The organism is Shewanella sp. WE21, from assembly GCF_002966515.1.
Taxonomy (GTDB): Bacteria; Pseudomonadota; Gammaproteobacteria; order Enterobacterales; family Shewanellaceae; genus Shewanella; species Shewanella oncorhynchi.
Map to the genome: position 1 here is coordinate 5,111,694 of NZ_CP023019.1, position 16,523 is coordinate 5,128,216.

17 protein-coding genes and 1 pseudogene are annotated in these 16,523 nt (G+C 44.0%); 8 read left to right on the plus strand and 10 right to left on the minus strand.

Annotated features, from left to right (window positions below):
• Positions 1–38: 38 nt before the first annotated feature.
• Together CKQ84_RS22985 and CKQ84_RS22990 are read left to right on the plus strand one after the other, a co-directional pair.
• Positions 39–431, plus strand: a complete 393-nt coding sequence (locus CKQ84_RS22985) for a diguanylate cyclase (protein WP_105252877.1) — start codon at positions 39–41, stop codon at positions 429–431.
• Between the two features lie 242 nt (positions 432–673).
• Complete coding sequence (locus tag CKQ84_RS22990; RefSeq protein WP_105252878.1) at positions 674–2,395, plus strand: potassium/proton antiporter; 1,722 nt, start codon at positions 674–676, stop codon at positions 2,393–2,395.
• Between the two features lie 196 nt (positions 2,396–2,591).
• Here CKQ84_RS22990 and CKQ84_RS22995 read toward each other — a convergent pair.
• The 3 genes and pseudogenes from CKQ84_RS22995 to CKQ84_RS23005 form a co-directional block, all read right to left on the minus strand.
• Positions 2,592–2,951, minus strand: a pseudogene (locus CKQ84_RS22995) (hypothetical protein).
• Positions 2,941–3,156 (minus strand): helix-turn-helix transcriptional regulator, encoded by a 216-nt coding sequence (locus CKQ84_RS23000; protein WP_105252879.1) that lies wholly within the window; start codon positions 3,154–3,156, stop codon positions 2,941–2,943. Before CKQ84_RS23000 ends, CKQ84_RS22995 begins: the two are co-directional and overlap by 11 nt.
• A 54-nt stretch (positions 3,157–3,210) precedes the next feature.
• Complete coding sequence (locus CKQ84_RS23005) at positions 3,211–3,372, minus strand: hypothetical protein (protein WP_254053153.1); 162 nt, start codon at positions 3,370–3,372, stop codon at positions 3,211–3,213.
• 52 nt (positions 3,373–3,424) lie between these two features.
• On the opposite strand from CKQ84_RS23005, the gene CKQ84_RS23010 reads away from it, so the two are divergent.
• Together CKQ84_RS23010 and CKQ84_RS23015 are read left to right on the plus strand one after the other, a co-directional pair.
• Positions 3,425–3,673, plus strand: coding sequence for a hypothetical protein (locus CKQ84_RS23010; RefSeq protein WP_254053154.1), 249 nt, complete (start codon positions 3,425–3,427; stop codon positions 3,671–3,673).
• A gap of 178 nt (positions 3,674–3,851) precedes the next feature.
• Positions 3,852–4,067, plus strand: coding sequence for an AlpA family transcriptional regulator (locus CKQ84_RS23015; protein WP_105252880.1), 216 nt, complete (start codon positions 3,852–3,854; stop codon positions 4,065–4,067).
• Positions 4,068–4,138: 71 nt separating this feature from the next.
• Here the strand turns inward: CKQ84_RS23015 and CKQ84_RS23020 are convergent, their stop codons facing one another.
• From CKQ84_RS23020 to CKQ84_RS24225, 4 genes are all read right to left on the minus strand, one after another.
• Positions 4,139–5,260 carry a hypothetical protein gene (locus tag CKQ84_RS23020; RefSeq protein WP_105252881.1) on the minus strand — a complete coding sequence of 374 codons (1,122 nt, stop codon included), beginning with the start codon at positions 5,258–5,260 and terminating at the stop codon, positions 4,139–4,141.
• Positions 5,261–5,604: 344 nt separating this feature from the next.
• Positions 5,605–6,219 (minus strand): hypothetical protein, encoded by a 615-nt coding sequence (locus tag CKQ84_RS23025; RefSeq protein WP_105252882.1) that lies wholly within the window; start codon positions 6,217–6,219, stop codon positions 5,605–5,607.
• A gap of 227 nt (positions 6,220–6,446) precedes the next feature.
• Positions 6,447–6,611, minus strand: a complete 165-nt coding sequence (locus tag CKQ84_RS23030; RefSeq protein WP_158683102.1) for a hypothetical protein — start codon at positions 6,609–6,611, stop codon at positions 6,447–6,449.
• An 862-nt stretch (positions 6,612–7,473) separates the two neighbouring features.
• On the minus strand, positions 7,474–7,632 hold the full coding sequence (locus tag CKQ84_RS24225) for an Arm DNA-binding domain-containing protein (RefSeq protein WP_353735464.1): 159 nt from the start codon (positions 7,630–7,632) through the stop codon (positions 7,474–7,476).
• Positions 7,633–7,808: 176 nt separating this feature from the next.
• Here CKQ84_RS24225 and sbcB point away from each other — a divergent pair, with 176 nt between their 5' ends.
• Complete coding sequence (gene sbcB / locus CKQ84_RS23040) at positions 7,809–9,227, plus strand: exodeoxyribonuclease I (RefSeq protein ID WP_105252884.1); 1,419 nt, start codon at positions 7,809–7,811, stop codon at positions 9,225–9,227.
• Positions 9,228–9,438: 211 nt separating this feature from the next.
• Complete coding sequence (gene cdd / locus CKQ84_RS23045) at positions 9,439–10,329, plus strand: cytidine deaminase (RefSeq protein ID WP_105252885.1); 891 nt, start codon at positions 9,439–9,441, stop codon at positions 10,327–10,329.
• A gap of 125 nt (positions 10,330–10,454) precedes the next feature.
• Here the strand turns inward: cdd and CKQ84_RS23050 are convergent, their stop codons facing one another.
• From CKQ84_RS23050 to CKQ84_RS23060, 3 genes are all read right to left on the minus strand, one after another.
• Positions 10,455–10,688 (minus strand): DUF1289 domain-containing protein, encoded by a 234-nt coding sequence (locus CKQ84_RS23050; protein ID WP_105252886.1) that lies wholly within the window; start codon positions 10,686–10,688, stop codon positions 10,455–10,457.
• Positions 10,663–11,013, minus strand: coding sequence for a VOC family protein (locus tag CKQ84_RS23055; protein WP_105252887.1), 351 nt, complete (start codon positions 11,011–11,013; stop codon positions 10,663–10,665). Before CKQ84_RS23055 ends, CKQ84_RS23050 begins: the two co-directional genes overlap by 26 nt.
• A 102-nt stretch (positions 11,014–11,115) precedes the next feature.
• The gene (locus CKQ84_RS23060; protein ID WP_105253144.1) at positions 11,116–11,820 is read right to left on the minus strand and encodes a DUF445 domain-containing protein; all 705 of its coding nucleotides are present in this window, start codon (positions 11,818–11,820) and stop codon (positions 11,116–11,118) included.
• Positions 11,821–12,255: 435 nt separating this feature from the next.
• Here CKQ84_RS23060 and CKQ84_RS23065 point away from each other — a divergent pair, with 435 nt between their 5' ends.
• On the plus strand, positions 12,256–12,636 hold the full coding sequence (locus tag CKQ84_RS23065; RefSeq protein ID WP_105252888.1) for a VOC family protein: 381 nt from the start codon (positions 12,256–12,258) through the stop codon (positions 12,634–12,636).
• 255 nt (positions 12,637–12,891) lie between these two features.
• Positions 12,892–16,287 carry a DUF748 domain-containing protein gene (locus tag CKQ84_RS23070; protein ID WP_105252889.1) on the plus strand — a complete coding sequence of 1,132 codons (3,396 nt, stop codon included), beginning with the start codon at positions 12,892–12,894 and terminating at the stop codon, positions 16,285–16,287.
• The last annotated feature ends 236 nt before the right edge of the window (positions 16,288–16,523 follow it).

Genomic DNA, 16,523 nt, shown 5'->3' on the forward strand with positions numbered 1-16,523 from the left:
CCCAAATTTAGCCAAGAGTGTAATGTTAAATTTTGGAAATGTTGCAAAAAATTGATTTAAATGAATTAAACTTTTCAGCGATCCTTGTGACCATCAGTAGTGATGATCAATGTATATATCTCGTCACAAAAGCACTACGCACAGCGATACACCGCCCGAACGATTTGGTTGCGCACTATGGTGGTGAGAAATTTATTTGTCTATTACCGGACACTCAGCATTTAGGCGCGATGAACATAACTCATCGTCAACGCAGTGCTCGCTTTACATTTACTCTAGTTTCCAAGCGGTCACCATTAACTGGCGTTGCGCGTATTCAACCTCATCGGCATTTGAAATGGCAAACGCTTATCGAATCCGCAGATAAGCAATCATACTTAGCTAAAAAGCATGGACGTAATCAAGTCAGCAGGGCCAGCTTGCTACGGTAAACAGCATTATTGAGTGCCAATCGTAAATTTTGATTTTTTGAAATTATCAAAGTTGAAATGTGAAGTGAGTCACGTAACATTTGGATAAATAGAATCATTGACTACAAGACCAAAATGCATCATGCATTTGACGATTTCTAACTGACTATTAGGCTTCGTGAAGTATCTTTTTAGAGCTGGCGCAGTCATTGAAAGCTCTGTAATGGTTTAATTTCCCTACATTAATTAAAGAGAAACTATTTATGTTTGTGATCGATCAAATTATTCTCCTCGCCGCGATTTTGATTATTCTTGGTATTTTATCCAGTAAATTGTCTGCGAGATTGGGTTTACCCGTACTGGTGCTCTTTCTCATGGTGGGCATGTTAGCTGGTGAGGATGGCCCTGGAGGTATTGTTTTTGATAATGCACAAATTGCTCACGCGCTTGGGTCTTTAGCTTTAGCCATTATTTTGTTTGATGGTGGTTTGCAAACACCCATCGCGTCGATTAAGCAAGTGTGGAAGCCTGCTTCTGTGTTGGCGACTTTAGGCGTATTGGTGACAGCCATGATCACTGGTGCTGCAGCAGCTTATATTCTAGATGTTTCCTTGCTTTACGGTTTACTGATTGGTGCCATTGTTGGTTCAACCGATGCCGCCGCTGTTTTCTCATTACTGCGTAATGCAGGTATTCATATCAACCCACGCCTTAAAGCCACATTAGAAATTGAAAGTGCGACTAACGATCCTATGGCAATTTTTTTAACAGTTGGCTTATTGGAGGTCATGGTCAAAGGGCTTGAACTAGGGACTGGATTATTGATGCTGTTTATCCAGCAAATGGGTATCGGCTCCGCAGTGGGTTTAGCGGCAGGCTGGTTATCAGTACGTATTATTAATCGTATCCATCTGACGACCTCTGGATTATATCCTGTGATGGTCGCGGCATTTGGTTTACTGTCCTTTGGCGTAGCAGCTAATCTTGGCGGCAGCGGCTTTTTAGCTATTTTTATCGCTGGTGTGGTGATAGGAAATAGTCGTTTTGTTTTTCAGCGCAGTACCTTTTTATTTCACGATGGTTTGGCATGGTTAGGCCAGATTGTTATGTTTGTTTTTTTAGGCTTGCTGATTAATCCTTTATCTTTGCTGGATGTCTGGCAGGAAGGACTTATGATTGCAATCGTCCTAACCTTAATCGCGCGACCCTTGTCGGTAATCCCTGTACTGAAGATTTTTGGCTTTAATGCGCGTGAAATTACCCTAGTATCCTGGGTTGGGTTACGTGGTTCGGTGCCTATTATTCTGGCTATATATCCGCTGATTTATGGCCTGCCTGGTGCCAGTCTTATTTTTAGCGTGGTGTTTTTCGTCGTGTTAATTTCAGCGACAATACAGGGGTCAACATTACCCTGGGTTGCACGCGCTTTAGGACTCACGGAACCGCCTCCTGCGACACCTGCAGCGACACTGGAAATTACTGCTTTAGGCGATGTGGATGCTGACATTGTCGAGTATCAATTGGGCGATACCTCACGCGCTTCTGGTCGCCGTTTATCCCAAATGGCTTTACCTGACGGTACAGTAGTGGCGATGATAACCAGAGGAAACAATGTAATTCCACCTAGGGGATCAACCTTCCTGTATGCTGGCGATCATTTATTTATTGTGATGAAACCCGATGTGCGTGAGTTTGTTGATCTGGTTTGCTCTGGTGTTGCAGAAGCCAATCATTATGAATTACCTACGGGTGAATTGAAGTTGAAAGGCTACACCAAAGTAGCAGATTTAAAGCACTCCTACGGTATTGAACTCTCTGCTAATGATAATTTGTCATTAGATGAAGTGCTACGTCAGAGCTTGACTGACGAGCCGACCTTAGGTGCAAGTAAAGATTTTGGTGAAGTAATATTGCATGTTCGTGAGATGGTGGGTTCGAGGATTGCGACAGTGGGTATCGTACCGAACTCAGCCAATGAAAACTGATACCAAAACAATAATTTGTAAAATCATAGTTTCATTGTGGTCAATATAGAGATCACACCTAAGCTCAGTGCATCATTTAATCGCGAATGAGTTTGCATAGGTATCTGTCCGAACTTTTGATAAAATCCAGTCAACGGGTTAGCAGTCTTGGTGGACAACCGTCTAACCCGCCAGCCCTCGCAAGAGGGCGTTCCTTCTAATTCATCCTATCCAGCAGTGCCATTTCGGCTTTATCTTAGCCAGAAGATATAAGACTTTTTGCGGTCAAATCCCATTAAAGCCCACTGCTCTTTACACAAGTAATGGGCGCGAATAGCGCGTTTGCAGTTAATCGATAACTGTTCAACGAGCTGGTCAAAATGGGCGACGTGGGCAGGCACGTTGAGTTCATGCTTTAAGTTGCCACCGCCCAAGGCTTCGCCTAAACGGTCGCAGGCGTAGCGGTTTGAAAAACCTTGCCCAATTCTTGGTACACCCAATAACAGCCCCAGCGATATAACCCTAACCGTAACGCCTTAATGTTCATCCTCTGCTCGGGTTCATCGCTAAAGCCCATTAGCCACCTCATTTATCTTCTCAACGGAAAGCTTAAACACATCAATGCATATCGATGTCACATCGTCATAGGGCGCATTAGTGCGGCCATTTTCCCAACGTTGATAAGTGCTGCGACTGATGCCGTAAATCTCAGCCACTTCGTCTTGGGTCATGCCCCGTAAACGGCGCCCTACTTTCAGTAAATCCGCGGCGCGACTAGCCATAAATCCTCCTGCGTGAAGTCCATAACCCAGTTGTGCTATTTGTTATTGTCATTGTCATAACCCCCCCACTAACATTGGCTCGTCCGTCTCAGTGGTCAATTGGCGCATAATCTCGGGCGCCACATCATCAAACCCCAGTGTGATTAAGTGTGTGTGGGAGGTAAATGCCTTAAACCGAATCGTTTCACTCCAATATTGCGCAGTGCGAATGCTCACCGGCCCTACATCGTAAGGGAACAAAAATGCTCATACGACGGACATTGAAGCGGTGATCTGCATCGGCGAGGCGTTTTATTGCAACGCGGCGGGCCATTCACAAAAGCAAGCTGACATTGCGCAGCACAATGCTAAGGCCGAAGCCTTTAAACAACGACTGTTATCACTGCGCCCTGCTCTCACCTTCACGGCGTTTAACGGTGCATATCATCCACAGGTATATTGCACTGCGATATTCACTTTTGAGGGCAATCAAATTGGCGGCTCAGTGTCCTATGACAAGGCTGGCGAGCTTGATTAGCGAATATCAAACACTGATTTGCCCGCATGGCAAACATACCAAACTCTGCCCAGCACCAAGGAGAATCGGCATGAAGCAATCTGCAGTCATCAAAGACGCTTTGCGCCAGTGGTATACCCTGCCCCGCAAACAAGCCGGCAGCTAAACGACTCGCCGAGGAATTGACAAAGGAAGGTAAATGATGATTTCGACCCAATCGACCGTGGATCAGCAAATGCAAGTGCCGCTCTTTCTTACCACTAAGGAAGTCATGACACGCTACCGGATTAGCTCATCAGCAACGCTTTGGAAGTGGCGGAGAAACGACGGTTTCCCTGCTCCTATCCATAATGGCCGCCATTACTTAAAAGCGTCGCTCGATAAGTGGGATGAAAAACAGCAAGTCGCTGCTTGAATTAATTTTTTAAACCTTAAGATAAAGCCCCATTTTTGGGGCTTTATTATTAGACCTTTATTGATGAACTGCTAGGCCATTACCCCCTCGCCTTCGACGTTGCAGCCTTTACTACTACCGCAGTTAGTGCCTACTGCTACAGCATCAGCGATGATAGCTGCGAGACCTGTGCCGACCAGCACTATTTGGGCAATTAACAAGACACCATCGGTTGATATCCATGCGACGGCTGTCGCGATGAATGATACCACCGCGACTATGGCTCCAAACCAGCTTAGGCCACTGACGATTGTTTTAATGACGCCTTTAATAAATCCTATATTGAATAGTTGTGAGATGAACTGAAATATCAATGTCGCCTTTTTTAACGTGGTAGAAGCACTGCTTATACCGGTGATCAGTTTCTCCAAGCCTACAGCTTCAGCCCCCAGCGCCTGTACTGCCGCTTTTACCATGCTGTCAGTTCGCATAATGCGTATGCTTGCAAGTTGCAGAGCAAGCAATAACACATCAATACAGAATGTTGCGATTGATTTAGTGCAAGGTGAAATTGCCTCTAGATCAATTGCTTCTATTGCTACACTTTCGTTCTCCGTTAACGTTAAAAAACTTTGCATTTCAGTGGCCGCTTGCATTTCGACATTACTGGGCTGTTGGCCTGTGATAATGGCTGCCACAAGCTTCTCTATCTGTGCAGGTGTAGGCTGTGAGTCTGGGAACCACTGTCCAAGAGTCTCAACTGACTCTTTAAGGACTGCACCTAGATGAAATTGCTCATAAGGTCCGACAGAGGCTTGGCAATTTACGGTACCAAACCCTGCAGCATTAAACGAGGGAGATTGCTCTCCGGCCATACGAAGATAGTTACTTGGAAACGCATTTGACGCTATGGAGGTTAAGACCCCACTGGCGCTGTCGCTTAGAACTGCGACATTGAACTTTTCCCAAGGACCAATCGATGCTTGGCAGTTTACGGTTCCAAATCCATTGCCATTAAAAACGGGCGAAGCTTCACCCGCCATCCGTAAATAGTTGCTCGGAAACGCCATAGACTCAAAGGAGACTGTGCCATCGCCGTTACGAATAGCGTTAAAAATTTCCCATGGGTTTTTATCTGGATCATTTTGGTCTGCCTGACAATTAACGGTACCAAAGCCATCACCATTGAACTGTGGTGAATCCTGTCCAGACATTCTCAATAAGCATTGTGGAAATTGATTGGATCTGATCATGACAGGAAATGTTGAGGGGAATATTGGATCACTATTTGAGGCAGAAGTGTTAAACGTGCTCATAACAAAAGTCCTTTTTAGTTAACTAACAAAGCTATACATCGTCATTGATAACATAGCGTTTTAATGAGCTGAAAAACTGCATCTAGCAGCCCCTAAAAGAAGGCTGTAGCGATCAGTTCATCATTTTTAAGGTTAGTTCAAATGTGACTTTTAACAAAGGCTCACTTCGCTGGATGTTCAACAACAATCGCGTTAGTGGCAATAGTGAACTGATTGAATCATTCATGCGATATTTTGATGTTTTACCGTCCCATTCTATCGGGCTGCAGCCGAGACGTTATGTACTCTAAACCTGCTTGATAGCCTGCGGTTTCTGTTGTGTCACCGTTTTTGGCGACTAAATAAGTGGCTTTAAACATCATCAGCTTACAGACGGTTAGATAATAAAAATCATCGTCTTGCTTGAAAGCACAAACCTTTTTCCACGGTATGGTGATGGATTTACCGCTAGGGAGCGCAAACGTTAGCGTCGAGGCTGTGGCTGTCACTGTATGGCACCCTTCTAGGCTCGCAAGCCTCTGTAAGGTTGTGTTTTCAATCGTTCGATCCAGAGTGGTTATCTTGCCTGCAAATTTGTTAGCTTGATTTTCGGCGATGTTTTTTAATACTAATTGCCACACAATAAGGTAAGCAATTGCACATATTGCGATTGCGATATATGTCTCTGGGGAGTGAATTTCTACGAAAAAATAAAACAGTAGTAACGGGGATAATAACGGGATCCATAGGAGTAATGCACGAACGATAAGGGCATACAACCACTTAGCTAAACGAGTATTCTTTACAATGCTTGCTGAATTTATTCTTTCCGCGATTGTGATTAACTGTTCCCGCGTGATTAAAAATTTTAGTTCCATGACGTCCTTGCTTAACGTTAATCCGAACACTGTGCCAAGTGTATGATTAATTGAGTTGAAATGACTAAACCATAAATAAAGCTGATATTGAATAGATAACAGTTTACCTTGTGCCGAATTGAGCTCCAATGCACCTAATTACAAAGAGGTGTTTCTGCTGCACTGCAACGCAACTGATTTACATACTGAATAAGCTCACCATTTTCTGCTGTCAGCGACAAACATGCCTAACCCCTTCTTTCTAAAACGACTATTTTGCTATCACCCAGAGCTTCCAATCTCAGCTTATTTGTCCATTTTTCATAGGCCTCAGCTTGATCATCTAACCAATCATGTTTGTTGTACACCGCCATCACCCCGCCTAATAGATAGCCTAACATCTTCTCTGTCACATGGGGCAACACCCCAGCTTCTAACATTCTGGTCGATAATGTGCGTCTAAAATCCTGAATACGTCAGTCAGGGATTTCTAGTCTTAGTTTGATCTCGCGGATCAGCTTATTTTCTGAAACGATGTTGCCTGGGCGCTTAAGATCGTTTGCTGCGGGAAAACTCCATAGTGAGTTATAGAGGTTCCACTGCTCTTGCAATATGTTCGAGTAAGGCGGGACTGATTGGCCTTCGGATTGGCAAATTAGTTTTGCTATTATTTATCGGGAAGGTCCAGAGCATCGACTCAAGATCAAAATCAGCCCGTTTGGATTTTAATATTTCTGATATCCGCGCCCCCATTAGTAAACATGCCTTGATGGCATTGGTTACTGCTTTGGTCGCGCGGCATTTATCAAGCTCACGGATGATTTTGCCACACTCTAGAATGGTGAGTACTCGCGAACCGACTTTGAGCGCAGAGCCCACATCACTGACTCGTAATTGAAGAACATCAACAAGCGATATCATTTGCCGGCGAACGGACTAGCTAAGTACCGTCTTTAACTGTTTGAGTATCGCACCTTCGGTGACTCGACTATAAATTGCCTTTTATCGAGAAAATCTATCCACTTACCGAGTGTGATACTTTCGACTTTGCGATCAGCAAAGCATCATAGAGATGTGCTCTAAAGCAGGATTGGTAAGTAGCAACAGTGCCCAGCTTAAGTGCTGCACTTCGCGCCGATAAAAACTGTTCACAGCAATCCCTCAGTGTTGTCTGGCCCGCAAATGTGTTGCGTTGTTTCCAAAACGCATAGGGATCTATAATATTTACCCATGAATTTAGTCACGCAGGGACCAGCTTACGTGCGTCAGCAAGTTCTAAATCCGGGTAGGATTATCAATCCTAAATCGATACTGCCATGTTATAGTCCCTGCAGGGGTAATACGAACGCTTAAGCCGTCGCGGTCTGCAAGCTCTGGTTTCTCTAAATATGGTTTGCCGTTTATTGCACGTAACCAATTGTCAGATAAAGACATTTTAATTACCCTGTGTACATGTGATTTTAGCTAATCTGACGCAGAACCCAATATATACAGATTATGTACTCACATCGAAGAGCTGCATACTAAATTGATGTGAATGACAACGAATCCAATTAAAGCAATTTAACTACTGATAACATGAAGTTACATGCTTTAGAGAACGAAAATAAATGAAGATGAAAGACGATAAAGCAGGGTCGATTTTTTGGCACGACTACGAAACATTTGGAGCGAACCCAGCGAAAGACAGACCCTCGCAATTTGCTGGTATTCGCACGGATTTAGATCTCAATATCATCGGCGAGCCTGAGACATTCTATTGTAAGCAAGCCACTGATTATTTGCCGTCTCCGGAAGCAATATTAATCACAGGGATCACTCCACAGTTAGCTAATTTAAAAGGCATCCCTGAAACTGAGTTTATGGGACGAATTCATGCGCTATTTAGCCAACCAAACACTTGTGTTGCAGGTTATAACTCACTGCGTTTTGACGATGAAGTGACCCGTTATGGCTTTTATCGGAACTTTATCGATCCCTATGCCCGTGAATGGCAAAATGGCAACTCTCGTTGGGATATCATTGATTTAGTGCGCGCTTGTTATGCATTTAGGCCCGAAGGTATTAACTGGCCGACAAAGGAAGATGGCTCTCCGAGTTTTAAGCTAGAACATCTGACCCAAGCGAATGGTTTAAGCCATGAGAAAGCCCATGATGCTATGTCTGATGTGTATGCGACCATCGCTATGGCAAAACTCATTCGCGAGAAACAGCCTAAGTTATATCAGTACTATTTTGACCTGCGCCGTAAGCAAGCGGTTAGCGATCAAATCGATGTGCTCAATATGCAGCCTTTGGTTCACGTGAGCTCTAAAATTAGTGCGCGCAATGGTTGTGCAACGTTGATCTCACCCGTAGCGCACCATCCTACTAACAAAAATGCCGTTATTTGCGTTAATTTAGCCATGGATTTAACGCCGCTATTCGAGCTAGATGTCGAGCAAATTAAAACGCGCATGTATACGTCAAGGGCTGATCTTGCCGAAGATGAATTACCTATCGCAGTAAAACAAATTCATCTTAATAAGTGCCCTTTTATCACCTCGGCAAAAATCCTCAGTGATGAGCATGCCGCTCGTTTAGGCATAGATAAAGAATTTGCCAGAGAGCAGTATAAACGCCTAAAACGTCACCCAGAATTACGCGAAAAACTGGCGCTATTATTTGAGCACGATGACAGCAGAGCGACCACAGATCCCGATTTGATGCTGTATTCTGGTGGGTTCTTTAGCCAAGCTGATAAAGCAAAAATGGAAATCATCCGTCATACCCTACCGCAAAATCTAGCGGCGTTAGATTTGCAGTTTGATGATCCACGTATTCCTGAGATGCTGTTTCGTTACCGCGCCCGTAATTACCCTGAACTACTCGATGATACAGAGTCGCAGCGCTGGCGTGAATTCTGTCAAAGTCGCTTAGCCGATCAAGACTACGTACTTAAATTAGAAAATTTGCTACAAGAAACACAAGCGGATGAGACTAAGCAAAAGCTACTTGCTGCCCTTTGTCATTATTTGCGTGAACTTTAAGTTGTGTAAATTCAAGCTTAAGTCTTTTGTTTTATAGTCTTAAGCTTATTTTTGTGCACCAATAGACTCACTCTATACGTGAGTAACATAAGTTTATCACTCTCGATAGCACTGACATTGACAGCGTATAAACGCGAGCTAACTCGCATTTATGCTGTAACAAAATTACTAGAATGTTCTTCCATGAACTTAACAAATAAGGAATAGGGAAATGCAAGATAGATTCATTCGTAGCATAACCCAACTGCCAACGCCGTTAGCCGATGCACTTATCCCAATGTTGCACCAGAATTTTGCTGGACACATTGATGCGCAGCAACTTGCTACGCTAACAAGTGCAAGCAAAATGACCGAAGCAGAAGTGTTATTAGCATTACTGCCGATAGCAGCGGCATTGGCCAAACCGCCTATCAGTGAGTTTTATGTCGGCGCGATAGCCAAAGGTAAAAGTGGCGATATCTACATGGGGGCCAACTTAGAATTACCCGGTGAAGCGTTATTTCATTCTGTCCATGCAGAACAAAGCGCTATCAGCCACGCATGGCTCAGTGGTGAAAGCCAAATTGTTGATATCATAGTTAATGCCAGTCCTTGCGGTCATTGTCGTCAGTTTATGAATGAACTGGTTGAAGGGAGCAAGATCTGCATTCATCTACCCGCACAGGAAAGCCATCCTCTGGCCTATTATTTACCCTATGCTTTTGGGCCAAAAGACTTAAATGTCACTTCGCCCTTAATGGCCAAGCAACAAACTGAATTTGCACTAGACAGTGCCGATCCTATGATCATAGAAGGCTTAGATCATGCAGGTTTAAGCTATGCACCTTACACCCAAAGTTTTGCCGCTGTGGTATTAGAAACCCATGATGGCGCAACCTATTGTGGTCGCTACGCAGAAAATGCGGCATTCAATCCTTCTATGCTGCCTATGCAGATGGCCTTATCAAATCTGGCGCGCCACAATCGTGAATTTAGCGATATCAGCCGTGCGGTTTTAATTGAGTCATCTCAAGGAAAAATCAGCTTAGTTGGCGCGACTATGGATGCGCTCCATACCGTTGCCGCCATCGAACTTGAGCACATAGTGGTAGATCCAGTGTAACTCCTGCTTCAAATGCCAAGGGTGTTTCAAAATGCCAACGGCGAAATACGTTAATGCGTATTTCGCCGTTCGATTATCCACTTAAAGCTTAAAAATCAATTATCGTAGGTAATTCTGACGGCTAATCATGCTCCATCCTGTCTTCTACTAACCGCGTCATTGAACTTAGCCAGATACTCCTCCTTACGCTCCTCCATCCTGATAAAACAAGCTTGCCGCTCCACTTCCGACATAACGCGCCATACTAAAATTTCATCAAGATGCCTGAAACAACCTAAACAAATATCTTGCTGATCTAAACAACAATTTCGAATACAAGGAGTGACATTAGGATCATTCTGACCAGACGGCATATTCATTGCCACAAGGTTCAACAAAATGGAATCGACGGCCTCCCGGAAAACTAAAGATGTCAGCTGTGATAATGCCACCAGCAGTTACGACAGCCGTCAGAGTCAATTCTAAGTTCTGGCTGTAGATCACAATCAGCGGGCAACCTTTTGCGAGGGTGAAATTCACGTCGGCTTGATAGAATCCCCCAGTAATGCCGACATCCATAAAGCAACTGTATTCAGGGCCATAATCGACATAGGTCCATCCAAAAACTTGGCTAAAAAAGGCCTTAGAGCTCGCAATGTCGCGACTTGGGATTTCCAAATAATTGATACTGTGGTGACGGTTCATAGACTTCCTTGCTATTTAATCAGGACACAAAATGATGAACATAAAATGCGTAAGTAAAAATGGGAGCCAAAGCTCCCATTCTATTCGCGGCTTTAACTCAGGTTAACCTTGGATTAAGGCTGCGGCAAGTCCAATCAGACCGCCAAACACGCCGCCCCAAATCACTAACCAACCTAAGTGCGTTTGGATCATGTCCTGAACGATTTGTTTCACCATTTGTGGTGTTAACTCGTTTAATCTTTGTTCCACTATGTTAGCAATTTTAGTTTGCAGATCGGCCATCACATTTGGCTGTTCAATTTCTTGTTTCAGCAACTCGTGAAATGCATCGCTTTGTGCCATTTCAACTAAAGAAGCTTTCATCTTTACAATAAACGGCTCTTTTAACGGCAATAAGGCATCTGTGCCACCAAACATAGACAACATGCCGCCAAAGGAAGATTGGGCGACAGTGCTAATTAACGCATCAAAAGAAGGCGCTAAATCAACCTTTTCAATCACTGGCGCCAAGTCTATTTTACTCAGCCCTTCTTTTTCAGATAGGAATCGGTCGATATTTTCAGTGGTAAAAAACTGTTTCATCATCAAATGAGCAATACCCGCCTTAAACTCTTCAAAACGAGAAGGCACAACTCCCGAACCGTAGAGTCCGGGGACTTTCTCAAACAACATATAAACTGCAACCCAGTTGGTAATTGCACCCGATAAAGCAAATAATCCGACATTCAGGACAATTGCCGAATTCATCAGGTAACCCACAACGACCAAAGCAGCCGCCAATAAATTCGTCACTAAACTCTTATTCAATCTCGTATCCCCTAAGGTGGCATCGATAAGATGCAAAACTCGCCTATATTAACAAGTTAACGGGAGTCAGGTCTAACACTCAAACCACAGTAAACAAACCCGTTTTAAAATCTGTTTTCAGTACTAAGTCTTGGCGCGATGGGCAAGATGAAGCCCATCAACTAAGCCGCAGCGTCACTGAGCCACAAGAAGCTGATTAGCCAGCACTGAATAAAGTGAATCTCCTTGTAGAACATTAAGTTAATTTAATGTTTGCCGACCTAAAAAACGCAAAAATTTTAATTTGCCGCTTGTGAATTATCAACTTGCCTCAACTACACTCAATCAAGATAACGCACAAAAAATATGGCTCAAAATACAGACGGTACTGAACACTGACCGTTAACCTCGGCTCAATACACAAAATTTACCCAAAATAGAATAAAGGATGCGCTTATGGAATCGGCTTTTAACACTGCAGGGGCGTTAAGTTGGCATGAATTGACAACCCATAATACCGAAGAAGCTATGCACTTCTATGCTGAGATTTTTGGCTGGCACTTTAAAACCGTCAAAATGCCCCACGGCAATTATCATATTATTGAAAATCAGGGCGTCAGCATTGGGGGGATCACCGATAGTTTGCTCCCAATGCTTCCCTCACATTGGACTGGCTACATTACCGTTAACGATGTCGATCAAGTCGCTATCAGCGCAAAAAAACTTGGCGGGGATATTCTGTTTGGTCCTGAAGATATACCCGAAGTAGGCCGTTTTTGTTGGATAAAAGATCCACAAGGCGCCATTATTGCAGCGATTAGTTATTTAAATCGCTGATCAAAAATAGCTTCCAACATGGTGAGTATTGACGACTCAAATCATTAGCCATAGGCTGAAACACATGTAGTTATCAATGTAGATGATAGGTTACCACTCAGGAATGTCTTAGATCAGAAGACGTTATTGTCTGTGTAATACCAAGATTTCATTGGTAAAAATATAAATAATTTCTGGAAACATTAGCATTATTCGCTAGAATGTCCGTACTTATGGAAGTTTTTCCCTGTCTTATGCATTGGAGCCTTGATATTAATGCTGACCCAGTTATCGCAATTCAGACACTCTTTTTTTGCCCTCCCAAGATACCTGCGAGTGATTATTTACCTCATAGCAGTCTACCTTAGCTATGTCTGCACATTAGGTTTAATCCTCCCCTATGCGATAACCACGCTGGCACCAGAAAAACTCTCAACTCTGCTCGGTCGTCCCGTCACCCTCGGTGATATACGCATTAACCCTTTTAATTTCAAAGTCGAAATCGACCAACTGGCCATTAAAGAAAAAGACGACAAACCTTTTGCTGGCATTGCACAAGTCCAATTCGAAATACACTTTTGGCGATCTGTTTTTAATCGCGCCGCCGTTATCGAAAACATACACATACAAGCGCCCTACGCACATATCATTCGCGTGGAGAAAAAAGGGAAAGCTGGATTCAACTTCGACGATATTCTGCAGACCTTGAACGAGCATTCATCCGCGAGCACAGAAACGACACCCACAGAAGCCAGCTCACCCGTTCGTGTCCTGCTCAGCCAATTTGTGTTGGATGCGGGACAATTTAACTTCGATGACAAAATTACCCATGCTCAAGTGAACTACCCCAATATCAATCTAAAACTCAGTTACCTTGATACTGAATATTTGATGGCGGCATCATCGGCATCGATAACTCCTGCCATAAAAGTAAACAAAGTTGATAATACAACACCAAACGCCCAATCAACGTCTGACTCACCCATTGTGCCTATCAAGCACAATCACTATGCGATACAACTCAGTGATGATCATGCTGGTGAAATCAGTTTGCAGGGGCAATTCCAATTGTTCCCGCTAAAAGTTGCGGGTGACATCCAAGTCGCCAAACTGAAACTGACACCACTATGGCGATTTATCGACGATCAATTTAATCCCGTCCTCACGGATGGCGAGCTCAGTATTAAAACTCAGTATCAAGTGGATTTTGCCGAGAATGGTGAGTTACAAGTCATCAGCAACAATGGCCAGTTTATTGTTGAAAAACTTAACCTTAACGACAAAGATCGCTCAGTGGTCAAGCTCCCCATGTTTGCCCTCGACGGCATTTCAGCCAACTTGAAGCAGCAGAAAGTGCATATCAACAAACTCCACAGCGATGGCCTAACAATGAGTGCCATTTTGAACCAAGACGGGCTCGATCTTGTTGGCTTATTCATGCCTAAATCGTTAAGCGCCTCCACAACGACTACGCAGCCAGTTGCTAAACCAATCGATGCTAAGCCTGCAGATGCTAAATCGCTAGAGCGCGTACAAGTTGCGCAAGTGGAAGAAAAACGCCAAATAGCAGAGACTGTCACAGATACAAGCGATAGCGCAGACAAAGCAACGGAAAGTGAATTAGCCGCAACTAACGAGAGTGATAAAACAGAACAAAAGACAGAAGCGACCGTAAATGTCACCACTGATGCTGCTAAAGAAACCGCTGCAAACATCGCTTCAGAGGCAAATCCTCAACAGCCAGTCAAGCAAGCGCCTAAGACGCCTTCAAAAGACACTTGGTTAGTGCAACTCGATGCGCTCAATATTGAAAACTATGACCTTAATCTATCGGAACAAAAGCTAACGGCAACGCCGCAGCAATGGCGAGTGTATCCGCTTAATTTTTCAACTAAGGTCATAACGAGTACCTTAACCGCTCCGATTGAATATGAGCTACAACTCAGCCTCAATGGTCAAGGTACTTTGTGCTCTCAAGGCCAAGTCGATGTGACGGGCGAAACCATAGATGCCAATATCCAACTCGATAAGCTGGCGTTAACCCAATTTCAGCCCTATTTAGCGCCCTACGTGAATATCCAGCTCAAGAGCGGTCTATTAAGCTCAGCAGGCAAGCTGACCGCCGATGCTAAAGGCAAAGCCATTTACGGTGGCAGTGTTGAGCTCGATGATTTAGCTATTCATGACAAATTGCGTAATGCTCCACTGGTCAAATGGCAAAAGATGAATATCAATCAACTGGATTTTGACCAACAGAAAAATCAAATCAAAATTGATCACTTAGCCTTTAATCAACCCTACGCCAAAGTGGTGATAGCCAAAGATAGAACCACTAATATCAGCGATCTTATCGTTGAGGCTCCGGCTGCAAATAGCAAGACAACTAAAAACACAACCACAGCCAGTGCTAAGCAAACCGAGCTGCAAACGGCAAGCAAGACAACGCCAGAGTTAAACCTCGATATTCAAAAAATTAGCTTTAGCCAAGGCTCAGCTTACTTTGCCGATAACTCACTGACACCAAACTTTGCCTCAGGGATTGAGTTACTTGAAGGTAATATCACTCACTTGTCGTCAACGCCAGGGACTAAGGCCTCGGTCGATATCAAAGGTAAGATAGACAAGTATGCGCCTGTAACTCTAAAAGGCGATATTAACCCTTTGCTAGATATGCCATATTTAGATCTCGATTTAGTCTTTAAGAGCGTTGAGTTAACCTCAGTCAATCCTTACTCAGGCACCTATGCGGGTTACTACATAGATAAAGGGCAGCTATCACTATCGCTGAACTATCAACTCGATAAGAACAAGCTCAAGGGCAGTAACCATCTGGTCATAGACCAACTGAAACTTGGTAAACCCAGTGACAGTGACCTTGCCACTAGCTTACCCATCACGCTCGCGATTGCCCTGCTGCAGGACCGTAACGGCGTGATTGATTTAGGTATGGAGGTCTCAGGCGATTTAGACTCACCCAGCTTTAGTGTCGGCAGCATCATAATGACGGCGATTACCAATGTGATCACTAAAGCCGTCACTGCGCCCTTCACTTTCTTAGCTGGACTCATAGGTTCTGACGAAACCTTAGATAAGATAAGCTTTGCCGCAGGCAAATTCAGCCTAAGTGAAGATGAGCAAAAAAGTTTAGACAAACTCGCTAGCGCCTTACTCGACAGACCTATGCTCAAGCTTAGCGTTGAAGGGGAAGTCGATGCCATCAATGACAGCCAAGCCATTGCTGAGCGCATCATGAAGCGTAAATTGGCTAAATTAGCCAATATTGAATTTAGTGCGTTACCTGATGATTTAAGTCCGAGCCAATTCCCGACCCAAGGGCCGCTTGCCGATGCGCTAGTAAAGCTTTATGAACAAGAAGTTAAAGCCGATCCTGCCCAAATCAAAGACACTGTTATCGCAGAGGCCAAAGACGCGCAGCTTTCAGATGACGAAATCACCACCCGCTGGCATATCGCTTTATATAATCTGTCGGTAAAAGCGCAGAATGTTAACGATGGCATGTTGGGTAATTTGGCCCAAGAAAGAGCCAAAGCCGTTAAAGCTTACCTTGTGGACGTGAAAGAAATAGCCCCAGAGCGGATCTTCTTGCTCGAAAGCCGAGTGAGTTTAACCCAGAATGCAGCCCAAGTGAGCCTTACCATTGATGCTCAATAACTTAGCCAATTAACTGCTTTTTATATAAAACTAAGCCCGCTAAAGTTCGACTTTAGCGGGCTTTTACCTTATGGCTAAGCGTCATAACCAATCAAAAAACCATTCTTCTACAATCAAATCATCTATCTGTTAATTCACTCTAAAATGTTGGCCGTGCTTGGTGCCATAGGTTACACTCTGCGACCTTTATACAACTGAGATCACAGTTTTTAAACGACTGGCTCCCAGACTCGCCG

Bases quoted from the DNA above. Each gene is read 5' to 3' on its own strand.
- CKQ84_RS22985 (WP_105252877.1), top strand. From the start codon at position 39: ATGTTGCAAAAAATTGATTTAAATGAATTAAACTTTTCAGCGATCCTT.
- CKQ84_RS22990 (WP_105252878.1), top strand. From the start codon at position 674: ATGTTTGTGATCGATCAAATTATTCTCCTCGCCGCGATTTTGATTATT.
- CKQ84_RS23000 (WP_105252879.1), bottom strand. From the start codon at position 3,156: ATGGCTAGTCGCGCCGCGGATTTACTGAAAGTAGGGCGCCGTTTACGG.
- CKQ84_RS23015 (WP_105252880.1), top strand. From the start codon at position 3,852: ATGATGATTTCGACCCAATCGACCGTGGATCAGCAAATGCAAGTGCCG.
- CKQ84_RS23020 (WP_105252881.1), bottom strand. From the start codon at position 5,260: ATGTCTGGACAGGATTCACCACAGTTCAATGGTGATGGCTTTGGTACC.
- CKQ84_RS23025 (WP_105252882.1), bottom strand. From the start codon at position 6,219: ATGGAACTAAAATTTTTAATCACGCGGGAACAGTTAATCACAATCGCG.
- CKQ84_RS24225 (WP_353735464.1), bottom strand. From the start codon at position 7,632: ATGTCTTTATCTGACAATTGGTTACGTGCAATAAACGGCAAACCATAT.
- sbcB (WP_105252884.1), top strand. From the start codon at position 7,809: ATGAAGATGAAAGACGATAAAGCAGGGTCGATTTTTTGGCACGACTAC.
- cdd (WP_105252885.1), top strand. From the start codon at position 9,439: ATGCAAGATAGATTCATTCGTAGCATAACCCAACTGCCAACGCCGTTA.
- CKQ84_RS23050 (WP_105252886.1), bottom strand. From the start codon at position 10,688: ATGAATATGCCGTCTGGTCAGAATGATCCTAATGTCACTCCTTGTATT.
- CKQ84_RS23055 (WP_105252887.1), bottom strand. From the start codon at position 11,013: ATGAACCGTCACCACAGTATCAATTATTTGGAAATCCCAAGTCGCGAC.
- CKQ84_RS23065 (WP_105252888.1), top strand. From the start codon at position 12,256: ATGGAATCGGCTTTTAACACTGCAGGGGCGTTAAGTTGGCATGAATTG.
- CKQ84_RS23070 (WP_105252889.1), top strand. From the start codon at position 12,892: ATGCTGACCCAGTTATCGCAATTCAGACACTCTTTTTTTGCCCTCCCA.